Source organism: Pseudonocardia pini (assembly GCF_013870575.1).
In the GTDB taxonomy this organism is placed as follows: Bacteria; Actinomycetota; Actinomycetes; order Mycobacteriales; family Pseudonocardiaceae; genus Pseudonocardia; species Pseudonocardia pini.
This window is the reverse complement of record NZ_JACBXB010000592.1, coordinates 1-3,578: the sequence shown is the minus strand read 5'-3', so window position 1 is coordinate 3,578 and position 3,578 is coordinate 1. Positions and strand designations below refer to the sequence as shown.

Below are 3,578 nucleotides of genomic sequence, written 5' to 3'. Positions count from 1 at the left end.
GAGGACCCGGCGACGGGCTCGGCCGCCGTCGCGCTCGGGGTGTTCCTCGTCGACCGCGGGCTGCTGGCGGGCGACGGCCCGTCCGCCTTCTCCGTGGCGCAGGGGCTGGAGATCGGCAGGCCCTCCCGGCTCGACGTGACGGTGCAGGCCGAGGCGGGGGCGGCCGTGGCCACGACGGTGCAGGGTGCGGTGGTCGCGATCTCGAGCGGCAGGCTCACGGCGGTGCCGTAGCCCTCCGTTCGGAGGGGGCAGTACCGCTTGGTAACCCCGTGCCACCTCCTCTGGGTGAGAAACCAATCACCTCGAAGGCGCGCCGCGCGCCCGGACGTGTCAGCATCCACCGAGCCCGATCAGCGCGGTTCAGATCTGAGGAGTTCGACAGTGACGTCTGTAGCGTCAGCGAGCACACGCCCGCTCCGCCCCCGCCGGTCCTGCCTGGCGGTGCCCGGCTCCAGCCAGAAGTTCATCGACAAGGCGCGGACCCTGAACTCGGACCAGGTCTTCCTGGACCTCGAGGACGCCTGCGCGCCGCTGGCCAAGCCGGGCGCGCGCAAGACGATCGTCGCCGCGCTGAACGAGGGTGGCTGGGGCGAGAAGGCCCGCGTGGTCCGGGTCAACGACTGGACCACCGAGTGGACCTACCGGGACGTGACCGAGGTCGTCGAGGGCGCGGGCGCGAACCTCGACGCCATCATGCTGCCGAAGGTGCAGACGGCCGAGCAGGTCGTGGCACTCGACCTGCTGCTCACCCAGATCGAGAAGACCATCGGCTACGAGGTCGGCAGGATCGGCATCGAGGCGCAGATCGAGAACGCCCTGGGCCTGACCAACGTCAACGCGATCGCGCAGGCCAGCCCGCGCGTCGAGACGATCATCTTCGGCCCGGCCGACTTCATGGCGTCGATCAACATGAAGTCCCTGGTCGTGGGCGAGCAGCCGCCCGGCTACGACGTGGGGGACGCGTACCACCACATCCTCATGTCGATCCTGATGGCGGCCCGCGCGCACGACAAGCAGGCCATCGACGGCCCCTACCTGCAGATCAAGGACGTCGACGGGTTCCGCCGGGTGGCGGGACGCTCCGCCGCACTGGGCTTCGACGGCAAGTGGGTGCTGCACCCCGGTCAGATCGACGCCGCCAACGAGACCTTCTCCCCGGCGCAGAGCGACTACGACCACGCCGAGAACATCCTCGACGCCTACGAGTACTTCACCTCGGAGGCGGGCGGGAAGCGCGGCGCCGCCATGATCGGCGACGAGATGATCGACGAGGCCTCCCGCAAGATGGCCCTGGTGATCTCCGGCAAGGGTCGGGCCGCAGGCATGCAGCGCACCGACAAGTGGACCCCGCCCGAGGCCTGATCCGCCCACGCGACCGTTCGACGAGGAGAGAGACATGGCCCGCCTGGCCCAGACCGCCGGTCTCACCGACGTGCAGGAGGAGATCATCTCCACCGTCCGCACGTTCGTGGACAAGGAGATCATCCCGCACGCCACCGCCCTGGAGCACGCCGACGCGTACCCGCAGGACATCGTCGACGGGATGAAGGAGATGGGGCTCTTCGGCCTCACCATCCCCGAGGAGTACGGCGGCCTGGGCGAGTCCCTGCTGACCTACGCCCTCGTCGTCGAGCAGATCGCGCGCGGCTGGATGAGCGTCTCCGGCGTGATCAACACCCACTTCATCGTGGCGTACATGCTGATGCACCACGGCACGCCCGAGCAGAAGCAGAAGTACCTGCCGCAGATGGCGCTGGGGGAGACCCGCGGCGCGTTCTCGATGTCGGAGCCGGACCTCGGCTCGGACGTCGCGGCGATCAAGACCCGCGCCAAGGCCGACGGGGACGACTACGTCATCGACGGCGCCAAGATGTGGCTGACGAACGGCGGCTCGTCGAACCTGGTCGCGCTGCTGGTCAAGACGGACCTGGGCAACCCGAAGCCCCACCAGAACCTCACCACGTTCCTGGTGGAGAAGCCCTCGGGCTTCGGCGAGGTCGCCCCCGGGCTCACCATCCCGGGCAAGATCGACAAGATGGGTTACAAGGGCGTCGACACCACCGAGGCGGTGTTCGACGGCTTCCGCATCGCCGGGTCCCAGATCCTCGGCGGCGAGGCGGGCAAGGGCTTCTCGCACATGATGGACGGCGTCGAGGTCGGCCGGGTGAACGTGGCGGCGCGGGCCTGCGGGATCTCGATCCGGGCCTTCGAGCTGGCGGTGGAGTACGCGCAGCAGCGCACCACCTTCGGCAAGCCGATCGCCGAGCACCAGGCCATCGCGTTCAAGCTGGCCGAGATGGGCACCAAGGTCGAGGCCGCCCACCACATGATGGTCAACGCGGCCCGGCTGAAGGACTCCGGCGACCGCAACGACGTCGTGGCGGGCATGGCGAAGTACCTGGCCAGCGAGTACTGCGCCGAGGTGACCCAGGAGTCCTTCCGCATCCACGGCGGCTACGGGTACTCGAAGGAGTACGAGATCGAGCGGCTCATGCGCGAGGCGCCCTTCCTGCTCATCGGCGAGGGCACGAGCGAGATCCAGAAGACGATCATCTCGCGTGGTCTGCTGAAGGAGTACCGCTCGAGGTAGCACCCTGTGAGTGGCGATAGTCGCCATGGCGACTATCGCCGCTCACGAGGTCGGGTGGTCGCACCGTTCGTGCATCGGGTGATGTGGCTCTATCGTGACCAGCGACGAGGCACTTCGGGGGCGTCTCCGTCGTTGTGAAGGATGGACGCCGAGATGTCCCCGGCGTCCGGAGTACGCGAGGAGTGAAATCCGTGACCACCCCGTTCGGCGGCAGCGGGCGGCCCGCGCCGGGGCTGCCCAACCTCCCCACCCCGCCCACCGGTTGGCCGGTCGGCTCCTACGCCACCTACGAGGAGGCGCAGCGAGCGGTCGACCACCTGGCGGACAGTGACTTCCCAGTGCGCGACGTGACGATCGTCGGCGTCGACCTGATGCTGGTCGAGCGGATCGTCGGCAGGCTGACGTGGGGTCGTGTGCTGCTCTCCGGCGCCGCGTCCGGTGCCTGGTTCGGCCTGTTCGTCGGTCTGCTGCTGTCCCTGTTCAGCGCGGCGGGGGACTCGCTCGTGCGGATCGTCGTGGCGCTCGCGGGCGGCATCGTGTTCGGTCTCGCCTTCGCGGCGGCCCAGTACTGGGGCACGCGCGGCCGTCGGGACTTCACCTCGGCCAGTCAGATGGTGGCCGGCCGGTACGACGTGCTGTGCCAGCCGCGCAACGCCGAGAAGGCCCGTGAGCTGCTGGCCAAGCTCGCGATGGGGACCACCGCCGGGTTCTGAGGACGAGCCGCCCCTCGGGGCGGCTTCTTCTTGTGGTGATAGTGCAAGTCGCCATATGGTGGTCTGCATGAAGCTGCGACGCGCGGACCGGGACCTCCCGGCCCTCACCGTGCTCGCGCTGCTGCTCACCGGACCGCAGCACACGTACGAGATGCAGCGGTTCATGGTGGCGACCCACAAGGACTTCGTGACGGGCCTGCCCCGGTCGATGTACCACGCCGTCGACAAGCTGGAGCGGGCCGCGCTGATCGAGGTCGCGGGCGTGGAGCGCGACG

At 69.0% G+C, this 3,578-nt stretch carries 4 protein-coding genes and 1 pseudogene; all 5 read left to right on the top strand.

The annotated features are described in order from the left end of the window. A partial coding sequence (locus tag H5J29_RS25385; RefSeq protein WP_181783540.1) for a PhzF family phenazine biosynthesis protein occupies window positions 1-231 on the top strand: 231 nt, incomplete at its 5' end. A gap of 150 nt (window positions 232-381) precedes the next feature. Beyond that, window positions 382-1,362 carry an HpcH/HpaI aldolase/citrate lyase family protein gene (locus H5J29_RS25380; RefSeq protein ID WP_181783539.1) on the top strand — a complete coding sequence of 327 codons (981 nt, stop codon included), beginning with the start codon at window positions 382-384 and terminating at the stop codon, window positions 1,360-1,362. Between the two features lie 34 nt (window positions 1,363-1,396). Beyond that, entirely contained in the window at window positions 1,397-2,590 is a 1,194-nt protein-coding gene (locus H5J29_RS25375) for an acyl-CoA dehydrogenase family protein (RefSeq protein WP_181783538.1), read from the top strand. Window positions 2,591-2,781: 191 nt separating this feature from the next. After that, window positions 2,782-3,303, top strand: a complete 522-nt coding sequence (locus H5J29_RS25370) for a YflT domain-containing protein (protein ID WP_181783537.1) — start codon at window positions 2,782-2,784, stop codon at window positions 3,301-3,303. Window positions 3,304-3,370: 67 nt separating this feature from the next. Continuing rightward, window positions 3,371-3,578: pseudogene (locus H5J29_RS25365) on the top strand (PadR family transcriptional regulator); the annotation flags it as partial.

Coding starts and splice junctions, on each gene's coding strand:
- H5J29_RS25375 (WP_181783538.1), top strand. CDS start 1,397: ATGGCCCGCCTGGCCCAGACCGCCGGTCTCACCGACGTGCAGGAGGAG.